Source organism: Streptomyces sp. NBC_00454, assembly GCF_041434015.1.
In the GTDB taxonomy this organism is placed as follows: Bacteria; Actinomycetota; Actinomycetes; order Streptomycetales; family Streptomycetaceae; genus Streptomyces.
In genome coordinates this window covers 1694906-1720307 of the sequence record NZ_CP107907.1, presented here as the reverse complement: position 1 = coordinate 1720307, position 25402 = coordinate 1694906, and the positions used below count along the sequence as shown (strand labels likewise).

Annotated in this window: 25 protein-coding genes; 16 read left to right on the top strand and 9 right to left on the bottom strand. The window is 70.7% G+C overall.

Annotated features, from left to right (window positions below):
* The first annotated feature begins 1 nt into the window (after position 1).
* Complete coding sequence (locus OHU74_RS07990) at positions 2-1045, top strand: zinc-dependent alcohol dehydrogenase family protein (RefSeq protein WP_371615236.1); 1044 nt, start codon at positions 2-4, stop codon at positions 1043-1045.
* 83 nt (positions 1046-1128) lie between these two features.
* On the opposite strand, the gene OHU74_RS07985 is transcribed toward OHU74_RS07990, so the two are convergent.
* On the bottom strand, positions 1129-2673 hold the full coding sequence (locus OHU74_RS07985; RefSeq protein ID WP_371615235.1) for a S8 family serine peptidase: 1545 nt from the start codon (positions 2671-2673) through the stop codon (positions 1129-1131).
* Positions 2674-2929: 256 nt separating this feature from the next.
* On the opposite strand from OHU74_RS07985, the gene OHU74_RS07980 reads away from it, so the two are divergent.
* The 3 genes from OHU74_RS07980 to moaA all read left to right on the top strand — a co-directional run bounded on the left by OHU74_RS07980 (position 2930) and on the right by moaA (position 6132).
* Positions 2930-3295 (top strand): DUF485 domain-containing protein, encoded by a 366-nt coding sequence (locus OHU74_RS07980; RefSeq protein WP_371615234.1) that lies wholly within the window; start codon positions 2930-2932, stop codon positions 3293-3295.
* Positions 3296-3306: 11 nt separating this feature from the next.
* Positions 3307-4947 carry a cation acetate symporter gene (locus OHU74_RS07975; RefSeq protein WP_371619609.1) on the top strand — a complete coding sequence of 547 codons (1641 nt, stop codon included), beginning with the start codon at positions 3307-3309 and terminating at the stop codon, positions 4945-4947.
* Positions 4948-5142: 195 nt separating this feature from the next.
* Entirely contained in the window at positions 5143-6132 is a 990-nt protein-coding gene (moaA, locus tag OHU74_RS07970) for a GTP 3',8-cyclase MoaA (RefSeq protein WP_371615233.1), read from the top strand.
* A 40-nt stretch (positions 6133-6172) separates the two neighbouring features.
* Here moaA and OHU74_RS07965 read toward each other — a convergent pair whose 3' ends face one another.
* Together OHU74_RS07965 and OHU74_RS07960 are read right to left on the bottom strand one after the other, a co-directional pair.
* The gene (locus tag OHU74_RS07965; RefSeq protein WP_371615232.1) at positions 6173-6436 is read right to left on the bottom strand and encodes a hypothetical protein; all 264 of its coding nucleotides are present in this window, start codon (positions 6434-6436) and stop codon (positions 6173-6175) included.
* Positions 6437-6572: 136 nt separating this feature from the next.
* Positions 6573-6905 (bottom strand): DUF3099 domain-containing protein, encoded by a 333-nt coding sequence (locus OHU74_RS07960; RefSeq protein WP_371615231.1) that lies wholly within the window; start codon positions 6903-6905, stop codon positions 6573-6575.
* Between the two features lie 179 nt (positions 6906-7084).
* Here OHU74_RS07960 and OHU74_RS07955 point away from each other — a divergent pair, with 179 nt between their 5' ends.
* Positions 7085-7363, top strand: a complete 279-nt coding sequence (locus tag OHU74_RS07955; RefSeq protein WP_371615230.1) for a GlsB/YeaQ/YmgE family stress response membrane protein — start codon at positions 7085-7087, stop codon at positions 7361-7363.
* A gap of 125 nt (positions 7364-7488) precedes the next feature.
* Here OHU74_RS07955 and tyrS read toward each other — a convergent pair whose 3' ends face one another.
* From tyrS to OHU74_RS07940, 3 genes are all read right to left on the bottom strand, one after another.
* Positions 7489-8754: a tyrosine--tRNA ligase gene (gene tyrS, locus OHU74_RS07950; protein ID WP_371615229.1), complete on the bottom strand. Its 1266-nt coding sequence runs from the start codon at positions 8752-8754 to the stop codon at positions 7489-7491.
* A gap of 92 nt (positions 8755-8846) precedes the next feature.
* Positions 8847-10244, bottom strand: coding sequence for a metallopeptidase TldD-related protein (locus tag OHU74_RS07945; RefSeq protein ID WP_371615228.1), 1398 nt, complete (start codon positions 10242-10244; stop codon positions 8847-8849).
* Complete coding sequence (locus tag OHU74_RS07940) at positions 10244-11767, bottom strand: TldD/PmbA family protein (RefSeq protein WP_371615227.1); 1524 nt, start codon at positions 11765-11767, stop codon at positions 10244-10246. The genes OHU74_RS07945 and OHU74_RS07940 overlap by 1 nt, the downstream gene beginning before the upstream one ends.
* Positions 11768-11951: 184 nt before the next feature.
* On the opposite strand from OHU74_RS07940, the gene fabG reads away from it, so the two are divergent.
* The 3 genes from fabG (at position 11952) to OHU74_RS07925 (ending at position 14176) form a co-directional block, all read left to right on the top strand.
* Positions 11952-12671: a 3-oxoacyl-[acyl-carrier-protein] reductase gene (gene fabG, locus OHU74_RS07935; protein ID WP_330295708.1), complete on the top strand. Its 720-nt coding sequence runs from the start codon at positions 11952-11954 to the stop codon at positions 12669-12671.
* Between the two features lie 5 nt (positions 12672-12676).
* Complete coding sequence (gene fabI, locus OHU74_RS07930) at positions 12677-13447, top strand: enoyl-ACP reductase FabI (protein ID WP_371615226.1); 771 nt, start codon at positions 12677-12679, stop codon at positions 13445-13447.
* 282 nt (positions 13448-13729) lie between these two features.
* Positions 13730-14176: a hypothetical protein gene (locus OHU74_RS07925; RefSeq protein WP_330295706.1), complete on the top strand. Its 447-nt coding sequence runs from the start codon at positions 13730-13732 to the stop codon at positions 14174-14176.
* On the opposite strand, the gene OHU74_RS07920 is transcribed toward OHU74_RS07925, so the two are convergent.
* Positions 14157-14852: a FadR/GntR family transcriptional regulator gene (locus OHU74_RS07920; protein ID WP_371615225.1), complete on the bottom strand. Its 696-nt coding sequence runs from the start codon at positions 14850-14852 to the stop codon at positions 14157-14159. The two genes, OHU74_RS07925 and OHU74_RS07920, sit on opposite strands and share 20 nt — an antisense overlap.
* Positions 14853-14960: 108 nt before the next feature.
* Between OHU74_RS07920 and OHU74_RS07915 the strand changes: the two genes are divergently transcribed.
* The 4 genes from OHU74_RS07915 to OHU74_RS07900 all read left to right on the top strand — a co-directional run bounded on the left by OHU74_RS07915 (position 14961) and on the right by OHU74_RS07900 (position 17421).
* Positions 14961-16307, top strand: a complete 1347-nt coding sequence (locus tag OHU74_RS07915; protein ID WP_371615224.1) for a CynX/NimT family MFS transporter — start codon at positions 14961-14963, stop codon at positions 16305-16307.
* A gap of 5 nt (positions 16308-16312) precedes the next feature.
* The gene (locus tag OHU74_RS07910; RefSeq protein WP_330295703.1) at positions 16313-16435 is read left to right on the top strand and encodes an SGM_5486 family transporter-associated protein; all 123 of its coding nucleotides are present in this window, start codon (positions 16313-16315) and stop codon (positions 16433-16435) included.
* A 149-nt stretch (positions 16436-16584) separates the two neighbouring features.
* Positions 16585-16782 (top strand): hypothetical protein, encoded by a 198-nt coding sequence (locus OHU74_RS07905; RefSeq protein WP_371615223.1) that lies wholly within the window; start codon positions 16585-16587, stop codon positions 16780-16782.
* A gap of 120 nt (positions 16783-16902) precedes the next feature.
* Positions 16903-17421 (top strand): histidine phosphatase family protein, encoded by a 519-nt coding sequence (locus OHU74_RS07900; RefSeq protein ID WP_371615222.1) that lies wholly within the window; start codon positions 16903-16905, stop codon positions 17419-17421.
* 87 nt (positions 17422-17508) lie between these two features.
* On the opposite strand, the gene serB is transcribed toward OHU74_RS07900, so the two are convergent.
* Positions 17509-18708: a phosphoserine phosphatase SerB gene (gene serB / locus OHU74_RS07895; RefSeq protein ID WP_371615221.1), complete on the bottom strand. Its 1200-nt coding sequence runs from the start codon at positions 18706-18708 to the stop codon at positions 17509-17511.
* Between the two features lie 365 nt (positions 18709-19073).
* Between serB and OHU74_RS07890 the strand changes: the two genes are divergently transcribed.
* On the top strand, positions 19074-21548 hold the full coding sequence (locus OHU74_RS07890; protein ID WP_371615220.1) for an FHA domain-containing protein: 2475 nt from the start codon (positions 19074-19076) through the stop codon (positions 21546-21548).
* A gap of 101 nt (positions 21549-21649) precedes the next feature.
* Here the strand turns inward: OHU74_RS07890 and OHU74_RS07885 are convergent, their stop codons facing one another.
* Positions 21650-22327, bottom strand: a complete 678-nt coding sequence (locus OHU74_RS07885) for a transglycosylase SLT domain-containing protein (RefSeq protein ID WP_371615219.1) — start codon at positions 22325-22327, stop codon at positions 21650-21652.
* A gap of 636 nt (positions 22328-22963) precedes the next feature.
* Here OHU74_RS07885 and OHU74_RS07880 point away from each other — a divergent pair.
* The 3 genes from OHU74_RS07880 (at position 22964) to OHU74_RS07870 (ending at position 25202) form a co-directional block, all read left to right on the top strand.
* Entirely contained in the window at positions 22964-24178 is a 1215-nt protein-coding gene (locus tag OHU74_RS07880; protein WP_371615218.1) for a GAF domain-containing sensor histidine kinase, read from the top strand.
* On the top strand, positions 24171-24845 hold the full coding sequence (locus OHU74_RS07875) for a response regulator (RefSeq protein WP_371615217.1): 675 nt from the start codon (positions 24171-24173) through the stop codon (positions 24843-24845). Before OHU74_RS07880 ends, OHU74_RS07875 begins: the two co-directional genes overlap by 8 nt.
* A gap of 111 nt (positions 24846-24956) precedes the next feature.
* Positions 24957-25202: a chaplin gene (locus tag OHU74_RS07870; protein WP_330295695.1), complete on the top strand. Its 246-nt coding sequence runs from the start codon at positions 24957-24959 to the stop codon at positions 25200-25202.
* Positions 25203-25402: the final 200 nt, after the last annotated feature.

Here is a 25402-nt window from a genome sequence, read left to right as displayed (position 1 = left end):
CATGCGCGCCACCGTCATCCACGCCCCGCACGACATCCGCGTGGAGGAGGTGCCCGACGCTGCGATCCAGCGCCCCGAGGACGCCGTCGTCCGCGTGCTGCGTTCCTGCATCTGCGGCAGCGACCTGTGGGCCTACCGCGGCGAGGCCAAGCGCCAGCCCGGTCAGCGCATCGGCCACGAGTTCCTCGGCGTTGTGGAGGCGACCGGCACGGCCGTCTCCGGCCTGCGCGCCGGCGACCTGGTCGTCGCCCCCTTCATGTGGTCCGACGGCACCTGCGACTACTGCTCCGAGGGCCTGTACACCTCCTGCGTGCACGGCGGCTTCTGGGGCTCGGTCGGCCACGACGGCGGCCAGGGCGAGGCCGTCCGCGTCCCGCACGCCGACGGCACCCTGGTGAAGCTGCCCGCCGAGGCCGTCTCCGACGACCACCTGCTGACCGGCCTGCTGGCACTGTCCGACGTCATGGGCACCGGCCACCACGCCGCGCTGGGCGCGGGCGTCCGCAAGGGCTCCACGGTCGCCGTCGTCGGCGACGGCGCCGTCGGCCTGTGCGGGGTCCTCGCCGCCAAGCGCCTGGGCGCCGAGCGGATCATCGCACTGGGCCGCCACACGGCCCGTACGGACATCGCCAAGCTCTTCGGGGCCACCGACGTGGTCGCCGAGCGCGGCGAGGCCGCCGAGGCGGCCGTACGCGAGCTCACCGGCGGCCAGGGCGCCCACTCCGTCATCGAGGCGGTCGGCACGGAGCAGTCCATGCGCACCGCGGTGAACATCACCCGCGACGGCGGGGCCATCGGCTACGTCGGCGTCCCGCACGGCAGCGGCACCGGCCTGGACCTCGGTGTCATGTTCGACCGCAACATCACCCTGCGCGGCGGCGTCGCGCCGGTCCGGGCGTACATCCCCGAGCTGCTGGCGGACGTGCTCAGCGGCGCGATCGACCCGGCGCCCGTCTTCGACCGTGCCGTCTCCCTGGACGAGGTCCCGGACGGCTACCGCGCGATGGACGACCGCAGCGCGCTCAAGGTGCTCATCAAGGGCTGACGCCGGAACGCGGAAAGGGCCGGACGGGATGGTCCCCGCCCGGCCCTTGCGCGTATCAGCCGCTTGCTTGACGTATCGGCCGGTTACTTGACGGCCTTCAGCGCGTCGACCACGCCGTAGCCGTAGTAGCCCGTCTGACCCCACGCACTCTTGCAGGTGGTGGCGTCGATCAGGGTGCCCGCGCTGTTGTATATCTGCGTCGGGCAGTCCGCCTTGGTGGCCTGGGCCTTGAGCATCGCCTGGAGCTGCGCCGGCGTGGCCGACGGGTGGGCGCTCTTGAGCAGCGCCGCGACGCCGGCGACGTGCGGGCCGGCCATCGAGGTGCCCTGCTTGTAGCCGTAGAGGCCGCCCGGGATGGTGGACAGCACACGGCCGTTGGCGTCCGGGGTGGCCGGGATCTGCCACTTGTCGCCGCCGGGGGCGGCGACGTCCACGACTCCGAGGCCGTAGCTGGAGTAGTACGACCGCAGGCCCTTGTCGCCGGTCGCCGACACCGTGACCACACCCGGGAGCTGGGTGGGCAGGTCCAGGCAGACCTTCGGGTCGATGGTGCGCGGCACCGGGGTGGCGTCGTCAGGGCTGGTGTCGTCCGTGAGGGAGTCCGCCGCCAGGTCCTGGTTCGAGTTGCCGGCCGAGGCCACGTGGAGCGTGCCCTTGCGCTCGGAGTACTTGGTGGCCCGGCCGATGGCCTCCACCAGCGCCTTCTGGTCGTCGTCCGTCTTGCAGTTGAAGAGGTACGGGTCGACGTAGTAGCTGTTGTTGGTCACCTCGATCCCCTTCTCGGCGGCGAACATGAAGCCGCAGACGACCGCCTCGGTGTAGAAGAGGCTGGTGCCGGGCTCGCTCACCTTGATCGCGGCGATCTTGACGCCGGGCGCGACACCGCTGATGCCGATGCCGTTGCGAGGGGCCGCGATGGTGCCGGCCACGTGCGTGCCGTGGTCGCTGCCGTCCGCGTACGGGCGCCAGGCGCCCTCGGTGGTGTCCGCGACACCGCCGACGCAGTTGGCCGACTGCTCCTTGGAGAAGTTCGCGGCGAGATCCGGGTGAGTGTCGTCGACACCCGTGTCGATGATGCCCACCGTGACGTCCGGGCTGCCATCGTTGATCTTGTGAGCCTGATCGGCCTTGATCGCCCGCAGGTCCCACTGGTTGGACTCCAGCGGCTCCTGACCCTCTGTCGCCGCCGCTGCCGCCTTGGCGGCGTCCGCCGCGCTCAGCTGCTGCGTCGCGCCCTCGTCGGTGGTCGCCACCGACTGGAGGGGGGCCGTACGGGTGGCGCCGACCGAGGCGAACAGGCCGCGGTTGGCGCGCAGCGTCTTGGCGAACTCCGGGTTCTGGGAGTGCGCGACGATGACGCCGATCTGCTCATAGGCCGTCACCACCGTTCCACCGGCCCGCTCGACGGCCTTCTTGCCCGCCTGCACCGTGGCATACGTGTTCAGGTTCACCACGTACGACAGCTTGGGGCCGGTGAACTCGGCCTGCGATGCCGTGGCCGCGTCCGCCGTGGTGCCCAGCGGGGCGGCTGAGGCCGCGACCGAGGGCAGGAAGGCGAGCGAGGCGGTGAGCGCCAGGCCGACCGGTACGGCGAGAGCACGCCGGCGGCCGGATCCCAGATGAGCCATGGGTTCTCCAGATCATCTTTGAAAAGCCGTCCGGGCGCGGTCGCGACGGACGGGTTCATGACAGGCGAACCTAGCGTTCTCGTTCCCCCCTGCGCCATTAGTTCGAGGAATCAGTTCACGAAGAAGCAAAGGATGTTGAACCGCCCCGACGCGCCGGCCGTGCCGTTGACAGGGGGGATCAGCACCACCGTCCCCCCACACGGAGGTTGTTTTGTCCGTCGTCCCCACCGCACCAGCGTCACAAGGAGAGCCCCCCGTGACCACCGAAGCAGCGCCGCCCCCGGGCAGCGCGGGAGCGCCGCCGGCGAGCCCCGCGGCCGCAGAGTTCGTACGCGTCCAGCAGAGCCCGGAGTTCGCCGAACTGCGCAGCGCCCACCGCTCCTTCGCCTTCCCGCTCACCGTGGCGTTCATCGCCTGGTACCTGCTCTACGTCCTGCTCTCGAACTACGCGGGCGGCTTCATGGGGACCAAGCTCTTCGGGAACATCAACGTCGCCCTCGTGCTCGGCCTGGCCCAGTTCGCGACGACCTTCCTGATCGCCTTCCTGTACTCGCGGCACGCCGCCGCCAAGCTCGACCCCAGGGCCTCGGCCATCAAGGCGCGGATGGAGGCCGGAGCGTGAGCGCCCCCCTGCTGGTCTCCGCCGGCACCGCGGCCACGGCGGGCACCACCGTCGCCGCCGGAGCCACCGAGCACCGCCCGCTGATCATCACCCTGTTCGGGCTGTTCGTCGTGGCCACCCTGGCCATCACGATCTGGGCCGGCCGCCAGACCAAGGGCGCCGCCGACTTCTACGCGGGCGGCCGCCAGTTCACCGGTTTCCAGAACGGCCTGGCCATCTCCGGCGACTACATGTCCGCCGCGTCCTTCCTCGGCATCGCCGGAGCCATCGCGCTCTTCGGCTACGACGGCTTCCTCTACTCCATCGGCTTCCTCGTGGCCTGGCTGGTCGCGCTGCTCCTCGTCGCCGAGCCGCTGCGCAACTCCGGCCGCTACACGATGGGCGACGTACTCGCGTACCGGATGCGCCAGCGCCCCGTACGGACCGCCGCCGGCACCTCCACGATCGTGGTCTCGATCTTCTACCTGCTCGCCCAGATGGCCGGCGCCGGCGTGCTCGTCTCGCTGCTCCTCGGCATCACCAGCGACCTCGGCAAGATCGTGATCGTCTCGCTGGTCGGCGTCCTGATGATCCTCTACGTCACCATCGGCGGGATGAAGGGCACCACCTGGGTCCAGATGATCAAGGCGGTGCTGCTCATCGCGGGCACCCTGCTGATCACCTTCCTGGTGCTGCTCAAGTTCAACTTCAACATCTCCGACCTGCTCGGCAAGGCCGCCGACAACAGCGGTCAGGGCGTGAAGTTCCTGGAGCCGGGCCTGAAGTACGGCAAGGACTCGCTCACCAAGCTCGACTTCATCTCGCTGGGCCTGGCCCTGGTGCTCGGCACCGCCGGCCTGCCGCACATCCTGATCCGGTTCTACACCGTGCCCACGGCCAAGGCCGCCCGCAAGTCCGTCAACTGGGCCATCGGCATCATCGGCGCCTTCTACCTGATGACGATCGTCCTCGGGTTCGGCGCCGCGGCCCTGCTCAAGCGGACCGACATCATCGCCTCCAACAAGGCCGGCACCACCGCGGCCCCGCTCCTCGCCCAGGAGATCGGCGGCGGCGCGGACTCCACCGGAGGCGCGATCCTGCTCGCCGTGATCTCCGCAGTGGCCTTCGCCACCATCCTCGCGGTCGTCGCGGGCCTGACGCTGGCCTCCTCCTCGTCCTTCGCCCACGACATCTACGTGAACGTGATCCGCAAGGGCAAGGCCACGGAGAAGGAAGAGGTGCGGGCGGCCCGCTGGTCCACCGTGGTCATCGGCGCCGCGGCCATCGCCCTCGGGGCCATGGCCCGGGACCTCAACGTCGCCGGACTGGTCGCGCTCGCCTTCGCGGTCGCGGCCTCCGCCAATCTGCCGACGATCCTCTACAGCCTCTTCTGGAAGCGCTTCACCACCCAGGGGGCGCTCTGGTCCATCTACGGAGGCCTGGTCACCGCGGTCGGCCTGGTGCTCTTCTCCCCGGTCGTGTCCGGAAAGCCCACCTCGATGTTCAAGGACGCCGACTTCTACTGGTTCCCCCTGGAGAACCCGGGGATCATCTCGATCCCGGTCGGCTTCCTGCTGGGATGGCTGGGAACCGTCCTCTCCAAGGAGCAGGCCGACCCGCAGAAGTTCGCGGAGCTCGAAGTCCGCTCGCTGACCGGCACCGGCGCACACTGACACGCTGCACCCGAGCGAAATAGTCCGAACACCCAGCGTGGCCGTGTCGTATTTCCCTACGACGCGGCCACGTCCCGTCTCGTTCCTTTGGGCACCCCTACATGTCACAGCGGTCGCGTAGGCTCATTTATAACGACCGCGCTCTACCCACAGCGGCGTAAACCTCTACAAACCGGACAGGGGAGGGGGCCCACAGTGCTTCTCGACACCTACGGCCGCGTGGCCACGGACCTGCGCGTCTCGCTCACCGACCGGTGCAACCTGCGCTGTACCTACTGCATGCCCGAAGAAGGCCTGCAGTGGCTCGGCAAGTCGGATCTGCTCAGCGACGAAGAGATCGTCCGGCTGATCCGCATCGCCGTCACCCGGCTCGGCATCACGGACGTCCGCTTCACCGGCGGCGAGCCGCTGCTGCGCCCCGGCCTCGTCGGGATCGTCGAGCAGTGCGCGGCCATGGAGCCCCGCCCCAAGATGTCCCTGACCACCAACGGCATCGGCCTCAAGCGCACCGCGCAGGCCCTCAAGGCCGCCGGCCTGGACCGGGTGAACGTTTCCCTGGACACCCTGCGGCCCGAGGTCTTCAGGACCCTCACCCGGCGCGACCGTCACAAGGACGTCATCGAGGGCATGGCCGCCGCCCGCGAGGCCGGCCTCACCCCCGTCAAGGTCAACGCCGTGCTGATGCCCGGACTGAACGAGGACGAGGCCCCCGACCTGCTCGCCTGGGCCGTGGAGAACGAGTACGAGCTCCGCTTCATCGAGCAGATGCCGCTCGACGCCCAGCACGGCTGGAAGCGCGAGGGCATGATCACCGCCGGGGACATCCTGACGTCCCTGCGCACCCGCTTCACGCTCACCGAGGAAGGCGCCGAGGAGCGCGGCACCGCCCCGGCCGAGCGCTGGATCGTGGACGGAGGCCCGGCCACGGTCGGAGTCATCGCCTCGGTCACCCGCCCGTTCTGCGGCGCCTGCGACCGTACGCGGCTGACCGCCGACGGCCAGATCCGCACCTGCCTCTTCGCCACCGAGGAGTCGGACCTGCGCGCGGCCCTGCGCTCGGGCGCCGCGGACGAGGAGATCGCCCGCCTGTGGAAGGTGGCGATGTGGGGCAAGAAGGCCGGGTCCGGTCTCGACGACCCGTCCTTCCTGCAGCCCGACCGCCCGATGTCGGCGATCGGCGGCTAGTCCGTCTCTTTACTTCCGGACCACGAGGGCTCGGCAGCGGCTACAGCCGCTCCGAGCCTTCTGGCTGTACCCACTCCTCGAGCTTCACCACGTCCTTGAGGAAGCCGCGGACCCCCAGGAACTGGGAGAGGTGCTCGCGGTGCTCCTCGCACGCCAGCCAGGTCTTGCGGCGCTCGGGGGTGTGCAGCTTCGGGTTGTTCCACGCCAGTACCCAGGCGGCCGCGTCACGGCAGCCCTTGGCCGAACAGGTGGGTGCCGGGTCGCCGGATGTGTCGTTTCGCGGTGCGTCGTCGAGGGGAGTCACGGCTCAACCCTAAGACGGAAAGGCGACGCCGAGCAGCCACGGGGGGAGCTGCCCGGCGTCGGTCCGTCGCTCCGACGGGGGATGCGGAGCGCGTAGGCAGTATGTCACGCAGGACCCCGTGAGGTGCACTGGAACTTCATGATTGATCTGAGCTTTTCTTGAGGTTTCCCTCGTCCAGTGCGGGGTGCACAGGGGCCGGGATGAAGTGCGAGGGGAGCGCGGGCGTCGACTCGCGCCCCGCGTTGGCGATGACCACCGCCACGTACGGCAGCAGGGCCCCCGCGACGAGCGTCACGATGGCCACGGGCCGCTGCACGTTCCACAGGACCACCGTGGCGATGACCGACAGGGTCCTGATGGCCATCGAGATCACGTACCGGCGCTGACGCCCCCGTACGTCTTCGGCGAGGCTCATGCGGGCCCCCGTGATCCGGAAGACCTCGGCCTTGTTCCGCTTCGACCGCTCCACAACCCACCACCCGATCAACCGCCGAACACTCCCCGGCCCGGACCCTCCCACGGTACGCCCGCCCCTTACGGCCGGGGGAGAGGGGGTATCCCCCGAATGGGGCTGTCCGAAATGCGCCGTACGCCGGACGGGTCGAGACTGGGCCCACATGCGCACGACGCGCCAGGAGGAGGCTCGACATGGGTTGGTTGTGGGCGATCATCGTCGGATTTGTGCTGGGCCTGATAGCCCGGGCGATCCTGCCGGGCAAGCAGCACCAGCCGCTCTGGCTGACCACCGTCTTCGGCATCATCGGCGCCATCGTCGGCAACGCCGTGGCCTCGTGGATCGGTGTGCACGACACCCGGGGCATCGACTGGATCCGGCACTTGCTGCAGCTTGCCGGAGCCGTCGCGGTCGTCGGCCTCGGCGACATGGTCTACGGCATGGTCCGGGGCAACAAGCGCCAGATGACCTAGTGCGGTGACTTCGGTCCGCCGCTCGGCGGACCATGACGGAGGGGCCGGCCGGACAGTGCGTCCGAACCGGCCCCTCCGCCGTGCGCGGCGGGCGCGGCCCGCCGTCGTGCTCTCCCGCGTACCGGCTAGCCGGTCACCTCGACCGCGGCCAGGTTCTTCTTGCCGCGGCGCAGCACCAGCCAGCGCCCGTGCAGCAGGTCCTCCTTGGCCGGGACCGCGTCCTCGGCGGTGACCTTCACGTTGTTCACGTAGGCCCCGCCCTCCTTCACGGTCCGGCGGCCGGCCGACTTGCTGGCGACCAGCCCGGTCTCCGCGAGGAGGTCCACGACCAGGCCCGGCTCGGTGATCCTGGCGTGCGGCAGCTCGGACAGGGCCGCGGTCAGCGTGGCCTCGTCCAGCTCCGTCAGGTCGCCCTGGCCGAACAGCGCCTTGGACGCCGCGATCACGGCGGCGCACTGGTCGGCGCCGTGCACCAGCGTGGTCAGCTCCTCCGCGAGCGCCCGCTGGGCGGCGCGCGCCTGCGGCCGCTCGGCGGTCTGCGCCTCCAGCGCCTCCAGCTCCTCACGGGTCTGGAAGGACAGGATCCGCATGTAGGTGGAGATGTCCCGGTCGTCCACGTTCAGCCAGAACTGGTAGAACGCGTACGGGGTGGTCATCTCCGGGTCCAGCCACACGGCCCCGCTCTCGGACTTGCCGAACTTGGTGCCGTCCGCCTTGACCATCAGCGGGGTCGCCATCGCGTGGACGTGCGCGCCCGGCTCCACCTTGTGGATCAGGTCGAGCCCGGCCGTCAGGTTGCCCCACTGGTCGGAGCCGCCCTGCTGCAGGGTGCAGCCGTAGCGTCGGTACAGCTCCAGGAAGTCCATGCCCTGCAGGAGCTGGTAGCTGAACTCGGTGTAGCTGATGCCCTGGTCGGACTCCAGCCGCTTGGCGACCGAGTCCTTCGTCAGCATCTTGTTGACCCGGAAGTGCTTGCCGATGTCCCGCAGGAACTCGATGGCGGACATGCCCGCCGTCCAGTCCAGGTTGTTCACCATCAGCGCCGCGTTCTCGCCCTCGAAGGACAGGTACGGCTCGATCTGCGAACGCAGCCGGTTGACCCACTCCGAGATGACGGCGGGATCGTTCAGGGTGCGCTCGGCGGTCGGGCGCGGGTCGCCGATCTGGCCCGTGGCCCCGCCCACCAGCGCCAGCGGCCGGTGTCCGGCCTGCTGGAGGCGGCGCACGGTGAGCACCTGCACCAGGTGTCCCACGTGCAGGGAGGCCGCGGTCGGGTCGAAACCGCAATAGAAGGTGACGGGACCGTCCGCGAAGGCCTTGCGCAGGGCTTCTTCGTCAGTGGACAGCGAGAAGAGCCCGCGCCACTTCAGTTCGTCGACGATGTCCGTCACGGTTCTGGGTCTCCTTGAAAGATGAAACAGAATGTTGAGGCTTCCCCGCCAGCATAGGCGGGGAAGGCCCGCACGTCAGACGCCTTCCGGGATCAAACTCCCTTGCTGACCGAACTCATGTTGAAGTCCGGGATCCGCAGGGCCGGCATCGCCGTCCTGGTGAACCAGTCGTTCCATTCCCGCGGCAGGGTCTTCTCGGTCCGGCCGGCCTCCGAGGCCCGCGAGAGCAGGTCCACGGGGGACTCGTTGAACCGGAAGTTGTTGACCTCGCCGACCACCCGGCCGTCCTCCACCAGGTAGACGCCGTCCCGGGTCAGGCCCGTGAGCAGCAGCGTCGCCGGGTCCACCTCGCGGATGTACCAGAGGCAGGTCAGCAGCAGCCCGCGCCCGGTGTCGGCGACCATCTCCTCCAGGGACTTGTCGCCGCCCCCGTCCAGGATCAGGTTCCCGAACGCCGGGGACACCGGCAGGCCGGTCAGGCCCGCGCTGTGGCGGGTCGTGGTCAGCCGGGCCAGCTCGCCGTTCTTGATCCACTCGGTCGCGGGGACCGGCATGCCGTTGTCGAAGACGGAGGCGTCGTCGCCGGAGCTGTGCGCGATCACGAACGGCGCGGACTCCAGGCCCGGCGCGTTCGGGTCGGAGCGCAGGGTCAGCGGCAGCTCGGTCAGCCGCTCGCCGATCCGGGTGCCGCCGCCGGGCTTGGAGAAGACCGTCCGGCCCTCCACCGCGTCCCGGGCCGCCGCCGACCACATCTGGTAGATCAGCAGGTCGGCCACCGCGGTCGGCGGCAGCAGCGTCTCGTACCGCCCGGCGGGCAGGTCGATCTTCCGCTCCGCCCAGCCGAGCCGTACCGCCAGCTCCGCGTCCAGCACGGTGGGGTCCACGTCCTTGAAGTCCCGCGTCGCGCGGCCGGCCCAGGCCGAGCGCTGGCGATCCGGGGACTTCGCGTTGAGCTCCAGGGTGCCGTTGGGCTGGTCGTGGCGCAGGCGCAGCCCCGTAGAGGTGCCCACGTACGTGGAGACCAGCTCGTGGTTGGCGAAGCCGTACAGCTCCCGGCCGCCCGCGCGGGCTCGGGCGAAGGCCTCGCCGAGGGCCGGGGCGAACGCGTCGAAGACGGAGGAGGAGGTCTCGCCCGGGGCGTCGGTGAAGTCCGGCGAGTACGGGGTCCCCGTGATCAGCGGCTGGGCGTCCTCGGCGGCGGCCGCGTCACGCGCGGCCGCCTCGGCGGCCCGGACCAGCGGCTCCAGGTCACCGGCGGTGACGGCGGAGCGCGAGACGACCCCCGAGGCCGTGCCCTCCTTGCCGTCGACGGTGGCGATGACGGTCAGGTTCCGGCCGCGCGTGACGCCGTTGGTCGTCAGGGCGTTGCCCGCCCAGCGCAGGTTGGCCGAGGACTGCTCGTCGGCGATGACGACACAGCCGTCGGCGGTGGAGAGCTCCAGCGCCCGCTCGACGATCTCGTGGGGCTTGGTCGTTCGGTTCGTCGCCATCAGCGTCCGGCCTCCTGCGTGGTGTTCAAGATGTTCACGTCGCGGAACAGCGCGGACGGGCAGCCGTGCGAGACGGCCGCCACCTGGCCCGGCTGGGCCTTGCCGCAGTTGAAGGCGCCGCCCAGCACGTAGGTCTGCGGGCCGCCGACCTTCTCCATCGAGCCCCAGAACTCGGTGGTCGTGGCCTGGTACGCGACATCGCGCAGCTGTCCGGCCAGCTTGCCGTTCTCGATGCGGAAGAAGCGCTGCCCGGTGAACTGGAAGTTGTAGCGCTGCATGTCGATCGACCAGGAGCGGTCGCCGACCACGTAGATCCCGCGCTCCACCCCGCCGATCAGGTCCTCGGTCGAGAGCCCGCCCGGATCCGGCTGGAGCGAGACGTTCGCCATCCGCTGCACCGGAACGTGCCCGGGGGAGTCGGCGAAGGCGCAGCCGTTGGAGCGCCCGAGGCCCGTGAGCTTCGCGATCCGCCGGTCCAGCTGGTAGCCGGCCAGGGTGCCGTCCTTGACCAGGTCCCAGCTCTGCGCCTCGACGCCCTCGTCGTCGTACCCGATCGTGGCCAGCCCGTGCTCGGCGGTCCGGTCGCCCGTCACGTTCATGAGGGGGGAGCCGTAGGTGAGCTTGCCCAGCTGGTCGAAGGTGGCGAAGGAGGTACCCGCGTACGCGGCCTCGTAGCCCAGTGCCCGGTCCAGCTCGGTGGCGTGGCCGATGGACTCGTGGATGGTGAGCCACAGGTTGGACGGGTCCACGACCAGGTCGTAGCGCCCGGACTCGACGCTCGGCGCCCGCATCTTCTCGGCGAGCAGCCCGGGGATCTGCTCCAGCTCCGCGTTCCAGTCCCAGCCGGTGCCGGTCAGGTACTCCCAGCCGCGCCCGGCGGGCGGGGCGATGGTGCGCATGGAGTCGAACTCGCCGGTGGCGGCGTTGACCGCGACGGCGGTGAACTGCGGGTGGATCCGGACCCGCTGCTGCGTGGTGGAGGTGCCCGCGGTGTCGGCGTAGAACTTGTTCTCGTGGACCGCGAGGAGCGAGGCGTCCACGTGGGCCACCCCGTCGGCCGCCAGCAGCCGGGAGCTGAAGTCGGCGAGCAGCGCCGCCTTCTCCGCGTCCGGCACCTCGAAGGGGTTCACGTCGTAGGCGGAGATCCAGGTCTTGTCCGCGTGCACGGGCTCTTCGGCGAGCTCGACCCGCTCGTCGGAGCCGGCCGCCTTGATCACCTTGGCGGAGAGCTTGGCCATGGCCACGGCCTGCGAGGCCACCTTGGCGGCGCCGTCCATGGTCAGGTCCACGCCGGAGGCGAACCCCCAGCTGCCTCCGTGCACCACGCGGACCGCGTAGCCGAGGTCGGTGGTGTCGGAGCCGCCGGAGGGCTTGGCGTCCCGCAGCCGCCAGGAGGCGCTGCGGATCCGCTCGAGTCGGAAGTCGGCATGGTCGGCGCCCAGCGCGCGGGCCCTGGCGAGCGCCGCGTCGGCGAGCGCCCGCAAGGGCAGCGCGGTGAAGGCCGCGTCGATGGAATGGGGCACGGAGGTCCTCCCGGGGTCGGGGCAGCTGGCACGATCATGTCGCGCGGCGGCTTGCCGTGCCTACATCTTTCTGTAGGGACTCGACAGAGCGCGTACCAAGGCCCTGTCGGAGCCCGATTCTCCGTATGGGGTACCTGACCTATAGGTTTTTGGTATTCAGACCGCTAGTCGAAAGGGTGATCCGTTGAGCCGCTCGGTTCTCGTCACCGGAGGAAACCGGGGCATCGGCCTCGCCATCGCCCGAGCCTTCGCGGAGGCCGGAGACAAGGTCGCGATCACGTACCGGTCGGGCGAGCCGCCGGCGGAGCTCACCGCTCTGGGCGTGCTGGCGGTCCGCTGCGACATCACCGACTCCGACCAGGTCGACCAGGCGTACAAGGAGATCGAGGACGCCCACGGCAACGTGGAGGTCCTGGTCGCCAACGCGGGCATCACCAAGGACACGCTGCTGATGCGCATGTCCGAGGAGGACTTCTCCTCGGTCGTGGACACGAACCTGACCGGCACCTTCCGTGTGGTCAAGCGCGCGAACCGCGGGATGCTGCGCGCCAAGAAGGGCCGCGTCGTCCTGATCTCCTCGGTGGTCGGACTGCTCGGCTCGGCCGGCCAGGCCAACTACGCCGCCTCCAAGGCCGCGCTGGTGGGCTTCGCCCGTTCCCTCGCCCGCGAGCTGGGCTCCCGCAACATCACCTTCAACGTCGTCGCCCCGGGCTTCGTGGACACCGACATGACGAAGGTGCTCACCGACGAGCAGCGTGCGGGCATCGTCGGCCAGGTGCCCCTGGGCCGGTACGCGCAGCCCGAGGAGATCGCGGCTGCCGTCAGCTTCCTGGCGTCCGACAACGCCGCGTACATCACAGGAGCCGTCATTCCCGTTGACGGCGGATTGGGCATGGGTCACTGATCACCATGAGCGGAATTCTCGACGGCAAGCGCATCCTCATCACCGGGGTGCTGATGGAGTCGTCCATCGCCTTCCACACCGCCCGGCTGGCCCAGGAGCAGGGCGCCGAGGTCATCCTCACCGCGTTCCCGCGGCCGACGCTGACCGAGCGCATCGCACGCAAGCTGCCCAAGCCCGCCAAGGTGATCGAGCTCGACGTCACCAACGACGAGCACCTGGCCCGCCTGGCGGACCTGGTCCGCGCGGAGCTCGGCGGCCTCGACGGCGTCGTCCACTCCATCGGCTTCGCGCCGCAGGACGCCCTCGGCGGCAACTTCCTGAACACCCCGTTCGAGTCGGTCGCCACGGCCATGCACGTCTCGGCGTTCTCGCTGAAGTCGCTGACCATGGCGTGCAAGCCGCTGTTCCCGGCGGAGGGTGCGTCCGTCGTCGGCCTCACCTTCGACGCGCAGTACGCCTGGCCGCAGTACGACTGGATGGGCCCGGCCAAGGCCGCGCTCGAGGCCACCAGCCGCTACCTCGCCCGTGACCTGGGCAAGGAGAACATCCGCTGCAACCTGATCTCGGCCGGTCCGATCGGCTCGATGGCCGCGAAGTCCATCCCGGGCTTCACGGACCTGGCGGACGTCTGGAACCACCGCTCCCCGATGGAGTGGGACATGGCGGACCCGGAGCCGACGGGCAAGGGCGTCGTCGCCCTGCTGTCGGACTGGTTCCCGAAGACCACGGGCGAGATCGTCCACGTGGACGGCGGTCTGCACGCGATGGGTGCCTGATCCCAGGACCTGTTCCATCCGTACGGCGGCGGCCGCGGCTCCCTTTCCGGGAGGCGCGGCCGTCGCCGTTCTCGCTGCGGGCGGCGGGGGCCCCGCGGGCGTCCTGATGGTGTTCCGGCGGTGTTCGGCGGTGCTCCGACCGTGCTCCGGCCGTGTTCCCGCGGGCGGTTCGATCAGATTTTCGGCGTCTGATCAGATCTTCCCGAGTCGAAAATCGGGACATTTGCCTGCAAACTGGCCCCGTCGGGATCTTCCCGGCTCCTGTGGGGAGGAGGTACGGGAGTGCGTGCGAGGCGGAGCCGAGCGGTATCGCTGCTGGTCACCTCGATGGTCCTGACCGCATTCCTGGTCCCGGGGGCCGTTGCCCGGTCGGAGGACACCGATCCGGCGCCCGGCCCCGAGACGGTGGCCCCCGCCGCCGGGGACCGGGCCGTGGTGGACCTGGCCCAGATCCCCGCCGAGCCCCCCGTACAGCCCGCTCCGCCCGCCGCCAAGGAGCTCTTCGGCGCCGACTGCGACACCGAGATCGTGGGCTCGCAGGTGGTCGCGAACTGCCACAACGGCTATCCCGACACCGATGTGGTCCGCCTGCACGTGGAGTGCGACCGCTGGTGGGACGTGGACGGTGACGGCGCGGCCGTGGCCGTCGGCCCGGCCGGCCGGGCCGAGCTCACCGGCCGCTGCTGGAAGGAAGTCCGCTCCGCCTGGGTCAGCCACCGGCGCCAGTGACCCGCGACTCCCGGCCCAGGCAGATGAACGGATAACCGGCCGCCTCCGAGGCGGCCGTGTCCCCGTCCCCGCGCCGGATCGCCTCGATGAGCCGCCCGTGGTCCATTTGCGAGGCGGGATCGAGGTCCGTGCCCACGTCGGCGCGCAGCCAGTCGGCCACCAGGTCGCCGAGGTCCGCGTACAGCTCGATGAGCACGTCGTTGTGCGAGGCCGCCACCACCGCCATGTGCAGGGCCACGTCCGCCGCGACGAACACCTCCGCGTCCCCACCCGCCCACGCCTCCTCGCGCCGCGCGAGCAGCGCGTCCAGCTGTACGAGGTCCCGTGCGGTCCGCCGCTCCGCCGCGAGGCGGGCCGCCGAGGACTCCAGCGTCGAGCGCAGCTCCGCGATGTGGCGCGGGTCGGCCCCGGCGAAGCGGCGGTGCATCACCCCGGCCAGCTCGCTGGTGGCCAGGACGTAGGTCCCCGAGCCCTGGCGGATGTCGAGGAGGCCGTTGTGCGCGAGGGCCCTGACGGCCTCCCGCACGGTGTTGCGGGCGACTCCCAGCAGCTCCACGAGCTCGGGCTCGGTGGGGATGCGGGAGCCGACCGGCCATTCACCGGTGGTGATCTGGTTCCTGAGCTGGGCGATCACCTGGTCGACGAGCGCGGATCGCCGGGGCGAGGTCAGCGGCATGCGGTCGGGGGTCCTTTCCGGACGCGGAAGGGGAAGGGGAAGGGGAAGGGGAAGCGGAGATGCAGGCAGACTGGACAACCAATCATCCCATGATTCTATGATGGTTCAATGTCCGACGAAGAAATCCAGACCTTGAACCGGCCCCCGGCCGCTCGCACGGAGTCACCGCAGCCCGCCAACGGCCCGACGCGTGCCGCGTCCGCCCTCCACGCCGCCCCGCAGCCGGCGTGGCTCGGACCCGTGCTCCTCGTCGGCATCGTGCTGGCCGCCCTCAACCTGCGGCCCGCCATCACCAGCCTCGGCGCCCTCTTCGAAGAGACCCGTACCGGCCTCGGCATGAGCGGCACCGTCGCCGGCCTCATCACCTCCGTGCCCGCGCTCTGCTTCGCCGTCTTCGGCGTCACCGCTCCCCGGCTCTCCCGCCGCTTCGGCCCGGCCGCCGTCGTCTGCGCCGGCATGGCCGCCGTCGCCGCGGGCCTGCTGATCCGGCCCCTCGCGAGCAACGCCGCCGGGTTCCTCGCCGCCAGCGCCCTGACCCTGGCCGGCATAGCCCTGACCAACGTGCTCCTGCCGGTGATCGTCAAGCGCTGGTTCCCGGACCGGGTAGGCACCATGACCGGCCTCTACTCCATGGCCCTGGCCGCCGGCACCTCGCTCGCCGCGGCCGCGACCGTCCCGATGACCGAAGCCCTCGGCGGCAGCTGGCGCACCGGCCTGATGATGTGGGGCTTCCTCGCCCTGGCGGCCGTACTGCCCTGGCTGGCCATCGCCGCCGCGGCCCGCAAGGAGAAGGCGGCGGCGGCCGACCCCGCCCGTCCGGCCGGGCCCTCCGGCCGGGCCGGCCGCGCCGGAGCCGACACCGGGCCGCGCGTCGTGCGCAGCCGCACCGCCTGGGCCCTCGCCTGCTACTTCGGCCTCCAGGCCACCGGCGCGTACATCACCATGGGCTGGCTCCCGCAGATCTTCCGCGACGCCGGAGTCTCCGCCTCCACCGCCGGAATCCTGCTCGCCGTCACCATGGTCATGGGCGTCCCGCTCGCCTTCGTCATCCCCGGCCTGGCCGGCCGGATGAAGAACCAGGGCCCCATCGCCGCCGTCCTCGGCCTCTTCGGCCTCGTCGGCTACCTCGGGCTCTACCTCGCCCCCGTCGCCGGAGCGTGGGCCTGGGCCCTGCTGCTCGGCGTCTCCAACTGCGCCTTCCCGCTCGTCATCACCCTGATCGGGCTGCGCACCAAGTCCCCGGCCGGCGTGGTCAAGCTCTCCGCCTTCGCACAGAGCACCGGATACCTCATCTCCATCCCCGGACCGCTCCTCATCGGCGCCCTCTACCAGCACAGCGGCGGCTGGGACCTGCCCCTGGTCGTCATGGCCGGACTGCTCGTCCCGCAGATCGCGCTCGGCCTGCTGGCGGGCCGGGACCGCACGATCGAGGACGAATGCGGCATGCGAGACTGAACGGCATGTCGCCCGTACTCGAACCCAATCCCCAGAACGGCCACAAGAAGCTCGGCCTCGTGCTGGGTGCGATGCTGCTAGTGACCGTGATCATCTCCATCATCGCGACCATCGCCTCCCCGGGGTAGCAGGGCTGTTGGTGGGGTTATCCCCCCAACCCCTAGGGGGTCAGGCTCAGGGTGAAGTGGGGTGCGTCCCCGATGGGAACCGCCGGCTCGAATCCTTAGATTCGAAGAACAAGAGCGAGCCCGTCCCACGCGCACCCACGGAGGCGGCCATGTCGGCCCCCACGCACACGCCCGCCCCCCGAGCCGTCGGGGCCAACGCCCGCCTGCACTGGTGGACGCTCGCCCTGCCCGCCCTCGCCTTCGCCCTCCTGTTCATACTCCTCGCCGGATCCGGCCAGGCCCACGCCGACTCCGGCGGCTCGGCGCTCGTTCAGGTCACCCACCAGCTGCTGCGCGCCGTCGGCTGACGGCGCACCAGGTCCCGGGAGACCGGGCGGACGCCCGTGCGCCCCGGCGCTCCTGACCCCCCTGGGTGAGCCCCGGAGCACCCTGCGCCCCCTGGCTCGATTCATGCGAAGCTGGGAGCCATGAGCGCCGACACACCCCGCAGGATCGTCCTCCTCCGGCACGCCAAGGCCGAATGGTCGGACGGCACAGACCACGACCGCCCCCTGGCGGAGCGCGGCCGTCACGACGCCCCGGCGGCCGGCCAGAAGCTGGCCCAGACCGGTATCACCTTCGACCTGGCCCTCTGCTCCAGCGCGGCCCGGACCCGCGAGACCTGGAAGCTCGCCGTCCAGGAGCTGCCGCACCGGCCGAAGACCTCGTACGAGGAACGGCTCTACGAGGCCTCGCTCGGCGAGCTCATCGCCCTGCTCAACGAGACCTCCGACGAGGTCGACAACCTGCTGGTCATCGGCCACAACCCCGGTATGCACGCCCTCGCCGACGCCCTGGCCGGGACCGCGGAGGGCGACGTACTGGCCCGGATGAACCGCTCCGGCTTCCCGACCTCCGCGATCGCCGTGGTCTCCTTCACCGGCTCGTGGAAGTCCGTGGAACACGGCGTCGGCACCCTGCTCGACTTCTGGACCCCGCACGCCTGAGCGGCTTCCGCGCCCGGACACCCACGACGGAGCGGGCCCCGGCACTTATCCGTGCCGGGGCCCGCTCCGTCGTACGACAGCCACCGCTCACGCCAGGTCGGCGGCCTCGACCTCTTCCCGGGTGATCCCCAGCAGGTACAGCACGGCGTCCAGGAACGGCACGTTCACCGCGGTGTCCGCGGCCTGGCGGACCACCGGCTTGGCGCAGAAGGCCACGCCCAGCCCGGCGGCGTTGAGCATGTCCAGGTCGTTGGCGCCGTCGCCGATGGCCACCGTCTGGGCCAGCGGTACGCCGGCCTCCGCGGCGAACCGGCGCAGCAGACGGGCCTTGCCGGCCCGGTCCACGATCTCGCCGACGACCTTGCCGGTCAGCTTGCCGTCCACGATCTCCAGAGTGTTCGCGGAGGCGAAGTCCAGCCCGAGCTTCTCCCGCAGATCGTCCGTCACCTGGGTGAACCCGCCGGAGACCACGCCCACCTGGTAGCCGAGCCGCTTGAGGGTGCGGATCAGGGTCCGGGCGCCGGGTGTGAGGCGCACCTCGGAGCGGACCTTGTCCACGACGGAGACGTCCAGCCCCGCCAGCAGCGCGACCCGGGCGTGCAGGGACTGCTCGAAGTCCAGCTCGCCGCGCATGGCCCGCTCGGTCACCTCGGCGACCTCGGCCTCGCAGCCGGCGTGCGCGGCGAAGAGCTCGATGACCTCGTCCTGGATCAGCGTGGAGTCCACGTCCATGACGACGAGGCGCTGGGCCCGCCGGTGCAGCCCGGCCGAGACCACGGCCACGTCCACGCCGATCTGCGCGGCGGCGGTGGCCAGGGCGGTGCGCAGCGGCTCGGTCTCGGTGCCCGAGACGGCGAACTCCACGGCCGTCACCGGATACTTCGCGAGCCGGAAGATGCGGTCGATGTTGCCGCCGGTGGAGGTGATCCGCGCGGCGATCGCGGCCGTGGACTCGGCGGTGAGCGGGTGCCCGAGCACGGTGACGTGCGAACGGCCACTGCCGCGCGGCCGGTTGTCACCGGTGCCGGAGAGGATCTCGGCCTGCAGCTTGAGCGAATCGGCCCAGCTGTGGACGGTGGCCCGCAGCTCGCCTTCGGAGCTGTCGGTGGGATGGGTGACGAGGGCGCACAGGACGATGCGGCCTCGGGTGACCACCTGCTCGATGTCGACCACGTCGACGGAGTAGGCGGCGAGGGTGTCGAACAGCCCGGCGGTGATCCCGGGACGGTCCTTGCCGAAGATCTTGACGAGGAGGGTGGGGACGTCGGAGGTCTGCGAAGCGCTCATGGTGGCTTCACCGTATCTCCCCGGCCTGCGCACGAGGACTCCCGTCCCACCTGCCGGAACCGTTTCGCTCCGGACGGCCGCGGACCGGCCGCGGAGCGGCTGCGGACCGGCCGAGCGCACCGGCCGCGGCCGACCGGAGCCCGTACCCCTCCGGGACGCCGCGCGAGGAGCGCGGGGGTGGTCGGGAAGTCCTGAATCAGACGCTCCGGGCTGCTTTCGCCCCCCTCCGCAGGCCCTCCCGGGCGCCACGACGTGGCCCGGATTCCCCTTGTGGCCGTGCGCCTGAAATAGTTCCCCCGGATGTTCGCCATCCCTAGACTCCCTGACGTCATGGGGGATTCTCGGGGGACTTAAGTGGGGCTGGAGTGCCGGAACTCGTACTGGAATTGAATGGAAGGACCTGGACGCTCGATCCGTCCAGGTCGTACTCGCTGGGGCGCGATCCCCAGGGAGACGTGGTGATCGATGATGCCCGGGTGTCGTGGCGGCACGCCACCATCGCCTGGAACGGCCAGGGTTGGGGGATCGAGGACCACGGGAGCACCAACGGCACCTATGTGCACGGGGCGAGGGTCCAGCAGGCCGAGCTCGTGCCCGGTACGCCGGTGCACCTGGGCAACGCCACCGACGGCCCGCGGCTGAATCCCGTCGCGGGCGCGGCCGCGCCCGTGCCGCAGCAGGCCGTGCCGCAGCAGGCGCAGGCGCAGGTGCCGGCGTACGCGCCGCCGCAGCAGCCCCAGGCCCCGCAGGCCTGGGAACAGCAGCAGCCGCAGCAGGCCCAGCAGCAGACCCCGCCGTTCCCGCAGCAGCAGGGCGGCGGCACCCCGGGCTACGGGGACCACCGCAGCCCGACGACGTTCCACCAGCTCGCGCTGGGACACGTCATCCGGATCGGCCGTGCGCTGGAGAACGAGCTGGTGGTCTCCGACCTCCAGGTCTCGCGCCACCACGCGGAGTTCCGCTCGATGCCGGGCGGCCGCTTCGAGATCCGCGACCTCGGCAGCCACAACGGCACCTACGTCAATGGTCAGCCGGTGGCGAAGTCGGGTACCGCGCTGCTCGGCCCGAACGACATCGTCGGCGTCGGTCACTCGACCTTCCGCATCGTCGGGGACCGGCTCGAGGAGTTCGTCGACACCGGCGACGTCTCCTTCTCGGCCCGCCACCTCACGGTCACGGTCGACGGCGGCAAGCAGATCCTCAAGGACGTCACCTTCGGCGTCCCGGAGAAGTCGCTGATCGGGGTCATCGGCCCCTCCGGCTCCGGAAAGTCGACGCTGCTCAAGGCGCTGACCGGCTACCGCCCGGCCAACGAGGGCGACGTCCTCTACGACAACCGCAACCTGTACAAGCAGTTCGCGGAGCTCCGCCAGCGCATCGGCCTGGTCCCGCAGGACGACATCCTGCACAAGGAGCTGCGGGTCCGCACCGCCCTGAAGTACGCGGCCAAGCTCCGCTTCCCGGCGGACACCACCGAGTCCGAGCGCGCGGCCCGCATCGACGAGGTGCTGCGCGAGCTCAAGCTCGACATCCACAAGGACAAGAAGATCACCGCGCTCTCGGGTGGTCAGCGCAAGCGCGTGTCCGTGGCCCTGGAGCTGCTCACCAAGCCGTCGCTGATCTTCCTGGACGAGCCGACCTCCGGCCTCGACCCGGGCATGGACCGCGATGTCATGCAGCTGCTGCGCGGGCTGGCCGACGACGGCCGTACGGTCCTCGTCGTCACCCACTCGGTCGCCGAGCTGGCCATCTGCGACAAGCTGCTGGTCATGGCCCCGGGCGGTTCGGTGGCCTACTTCGGCCCGCCGGACGAGGCGCTGAACTTCTTCGGCTACACCACCTGGGCCGATGTGTTCTCCGCCTTCGAGAGCTACCGCGACTACGACTGGGCCGGCCGTTGGAAGGGCTCCCAGCACTACCAGCTGTACGCGGCCGACATCGACGCGGTCGCCCCGCAGTCGGTGCAGCCCGCCGTGCAGCAGACCCGGCCGCCCAAGCCGCAGGGCTGGGGCTCCCAGCTCTGGACGCTGATCCGCCGCTACCTGTCGGTCATCGCGTCCGACAAGGGCTTCATCGGCCTGATGCTGATCCTCCCGGCGGTCCTGGGCGTGGTCTCCACGGTCATCCCGGCGAAGTTCGGCCTCGCGCCCAACCCGGCCGGCTTCAACAGCGCCGCCGGCACGATCACGCTGATCCTCGCGGTCGGCATGTGCTTCTCGGGCGCCGCCAACTCGGTCCGTGAGCTGATCAAGGAACGGGTGATCTACGAGCGGGAACGCGCGACCGGCCTGTCCCGGTCGGCGTACCTGATGTCGAAGGTGATCGTCCTCGGCTTCATCACGGCCATCCAGGGCGTGATCATCTGCGGGATCGGCTTCTTCCCCCGCAAGATGCCGACCGAGGGCCTGCTCATGCCCCCGGCCGTCGAGATCTGCCTGTCGATCACCGCGCTCGGCTTCACCTCGATGATGTTCGGCCTGGTCATCTCCTCGCTGGTGAAGACCTCCGAGAAGACGATGCCGCTGCTGGTCATGTTCGCGATCGTCCAGGTCGTCTTCACCGGCATCCTCTTCCAGGTCTACGACTCCCCGGGCCTGGAGCAGGTCGCCTGGCTGATGCCGTCCCGCTGGGCCGTCGCCGCGGCCGGTACGACGCTGCACCTCGTGCAGCTCATGCCGCCGTGGGACCGCGACCACCCGGAGAACACCGACCCGCTCTGGGACGCCACGGTCGGCCAGTGGAGCTTCGACATCATCGTCCTGATCCTGCTGGGCGTCGCCTGCGGCTTCGCGGTCGCGCGCCTGCTGCGCCGCCACGAGCCCGAGGTCATGCGCAAGTAGCCCCTCGGACGGCCGTACGGCACGCACGAACGCCTCAGGGCGGCACCGGAACACCGGGGCCGCCCTGAGGCGCATGGGGGGTGTGGGAGGTCGCCAGCGGCCTAGTAGGCGCTGTTGACGTTGTCCATCGAGCCGTAGCGGTCGGCGGCGTAGTTGCACGCGGCGACGATGTTCGCGACGGGGTCGTACAGGTCGAACTTCGTGCCCTTGACGTGGTAGGCGGCGAAGGTCGGCTGAATGACCTGGAGCAGGCCCTTCGAGGGGATGCCGTTCTGGGCGTTGATGTCCCAGTTGTTGATCGCGCGGGGGTTGCCGCTCGACTCGCGCATGATGTTCTTGTGGATGCCGGCGTACGTGCCCGGGATGCCCTCCTTCTTCATGATGAAGAGGGCTTCCTTGATCCAGCCGTCCAGGTTGTTCGCGAAGACCGGGGTGCGGGCGGCCGACCGGCTGGCGGCCTCCTTCGCGTCACGGTCCTTCTTCGCGTCCGCCTCGGCCTTGGCCTTGGCGGCGTCCTGCGCGACCTTGGCCTGCTTGTCGGCGAAGACCTGCTGGACGGTGAGGTGCTGCTGCATGGCCTGCGTCTGCGCGCTGTCGACGACCTTGGACCAGGCGACCGGGGCCGTGGCCACGACGGTCGAGGTCTCATCGGCGCCGGCACCGGCCGGGACGAGGGAGAAGGCGAGGGCGGCGGCGCCCAGGGTGGCTACACCGGCGAGCGAAAGCTTGTTGGCCTTCGTCAGACGACGACTGTGGCCGGGAGTGTTGGTCTCGGACATGCGTAGCAACCTCTTCGAATAGCGGGAGCCGCAGGAAGGCGCCGGGAGATCCGAAGACCAGCGGTGCTGTGCGACGAGGGCAATTCTTAGCGGTGGCAAAAACGCCTGGCAAAGGTGTGACGTACGATGCTGCTTAGTGGATCACGGGCAGGCGATCAGCCCGCATTTGACGGCTCGGCGCTAGGCGCGGCAGTGCTGACAGCATCCTTATCCGTCCACTAGGGAGCTTCGTAAGTGATCTGCGTCCTATGCCCGGGCTCACATCGGCCGCGTAACAATCTCACCGAACGTTGCGACAGCAATTCATTGCGTGACCGGTCTCATCCTTGAGTAGCAGGCGAACCGCCCGGAACTCCTGCCAAAGGCAGAGAAGGACCCCCGCGCACACCTCCTCAGGCCGTACGACCGCTCCCGCGGCCGCCGCCCCGGGCTCCGGCGGCGGGCGACCCCGGGCCGAACGGCATGGCGCAATGTCCGTTATATGCAGCCCCTCTTTCCGTAGCGCCCGCACCCGGCACCCGCCCGGCCCACCCCGGCACCCGCCCGGCCTTGGGCCGAGCCCCAGGCCCAGTCCTAGGCCCAGCCCTAGGACCCGCGCCCGATCCCGCGGGCCGGCGCCGCGAGTACGGTGAGGCCATGACCGGTAGCCCCCCGCACGGCGGCCCCTGCGCACCCCGCGGCCCCCGCAGCGGCCTGGCCGCCGTGAGCACCGCCCTGCTCGCCATGAGCCGCCGCCTCGAAGTGCGCGACGTCCTGCGCACGATCGTCGCCTCGGCCCGCGAGCTCCTCGACGCCGAGTACGCCGCCCTCGGCGTCCCGGACGACCACGGCGGCTTCGCCCAGTTCGTGGTGGACGGCATCAGCGAGGAGCAGTGGCGGGCGATCGGCCCGCTGCCCCGCCAGCACGGCATCCTGGCCGCGATGCTCCACCAGGACGGCCCCGAGCGGCTGGCCGACGTACGCGAGGACCCGCGCTTCGAGGGCTGGCCCGCCGCCCACCCCGACATGTCCGACTTCCTCGGGCTGCCCATCCGCGACGGCGAGGAGACCCTCGGAGCCCTCTTCCTCGCGAACAAGCGCACCGGCACGGGCGCCGGCACCGACGGCGGGCGCGGATCCGCCGGCGGATCCACCGGCGGATTCACCGACGAGGACGAGGAACTCCTCTCCCTCCTCGCCCAGCACGCGGCGATCGCCCTCACCAACGCCCGCCTCTACGAGCGCAGCCGCGAGCTGACCATCGCCGAGGAGCGCTCCCGCCTCGCCCACGAGCTGCACGACGCGGTCAGCCAGAAGCTCTTCTCGCTGCGCCTGACCGCCCAGGCCGCCGCCGCCCTCGTGGACCGGGACCCGGCCCGGGCCAAGGAGGAGCTGCACCAGGTCGCCGCCCTCGCGGCGGAAGCCGCCGACGAACTGCGCGCCGCCGTCACCGAGCTCCGCCCCGCCGCCCTCGACGAGGACGGCCTCACCGCCACCCTGCGCAACCAGGTCCGGGTCCTGGACCGCGCGCACGCCGCACACGTCACCTTCGCGTGCGACGGCGTACGGGCCCTTCCCGCGGCCCAGGAGGAAGCCGTCCTGCGGGTGGCCCAGGAGGCCCTCCACAACGCCCTGCGCCACTCGGACGGCGAGCGGATCGCCGTCACCCTCACCCGCCGGGAGGCCGGGGGAGCCGTCCTGAAGGTCATGGACGACGGGTCCGGCTTCTCCCCTCCCACGGTCCGCCGGGCCGGCCGGCACCTCGGCCTGGTCTCCATGCGGGACCGCGCGGCCGGCGTCGGCGGCCGGCTCACCGTCCACTCGGAGCCCGGTACGGGCACCACGATCGAACTGGAGGTCCCCGGTGGCTGACGCTTCCGGCCGGAGCAGCCGCACCGTCGGCAGCGGCACAAGGGTGCTGCTCGTCGACGACCACCAGGTGGTCCGCCGCGGACTGCGCACCTTCCTGGAGGTCCAGGAGGACATCGAGGTGGTCGGCGAGGCCTCCGACGGAGAAGAGGGCATCGCCCGCGCGGAGGAGCTGCGCCCCGACGTCATCCTGATGGACATCAAGATGCCGGGCACCGACGGCATCGAGGCCCTACGGAGGCTGCGCGCGCTGGCGAACCCGGCCCGCGTGCTCATCGTCACCAGCTTCACCGAGCAGCGCACGGTGGTCCCCGCCCTGCGCGCGGGCGCCGCCGGATACGTCTACAAGGACATCGACCCCGACGCCCTCGCCGCCGCCATCCGCTCGGTCCACGCCGGCCACGTCCTCCTCCAGCCGGAGGTCGCGGAGACCCTGCTCTCCGAGGAGGGCCACCCGCCGTCCCCCGGCCGCGGGGGCTCCCTGACCGACCGCGAGCGCGAGGTGCTCCGGCACATTGCGGACGGGCGCTCGAACCGGGAGATCGCCCGCTCGCTGGTCCTCTCGGAGAAGACGGTCAAGACGCACGTTTCGAACATCCTGATGAAGCTGGACGTCACCGACCGCACCCAGGCGGCGCTCTGGGCGGTCAGACACGGACTCACCGAGTGATTCATACGGTCGGGTGTATGTCGCCCACATGGCGCATCCCGTTCGTCGGATGACCGTTCTTCATGACGTGCCGCGGCGGCTGGCCGCGGCAGACGTACGGAGGACCAGAACGTGAAGAACATCAAGAAGGCCGCTGCCGTCACCATGATCGCGGGCGGCCTCCTCGCCGCCGGCGCGGGTGTCTCCTCGGCGCACGGCGGTGCGTCGGCGGAGGGCGAGGCCCTGAACTCGCCCGGCGTGGCCGCGGGGAACCAGCTCCAGCTCCCCGTCCACATCCCGGTCAACGCCGTGGGCAACTCGGTCAACGTGATCGGCCTGCTGAACGGCGCGTGGGGCAACACGGGCGTCAACAACTGACCCGACCCCTCCCCGCACCGCGGCCCCGTTTCCCCACCTCTCCCCGGGAAGCGGGGCCGTTGCGCATCCCGGCGCAGCCAAATCCAGCCTCGTTGGTGCCGGCCGGTGTCCGAGACCCGGCGCAGCCGAATCCAGCCTCGCCGGCGTTTGAGGCGCGGGGTCTGGGGCGGAGCCCCAGGAGGCCCGGCGCAGCCGGACCC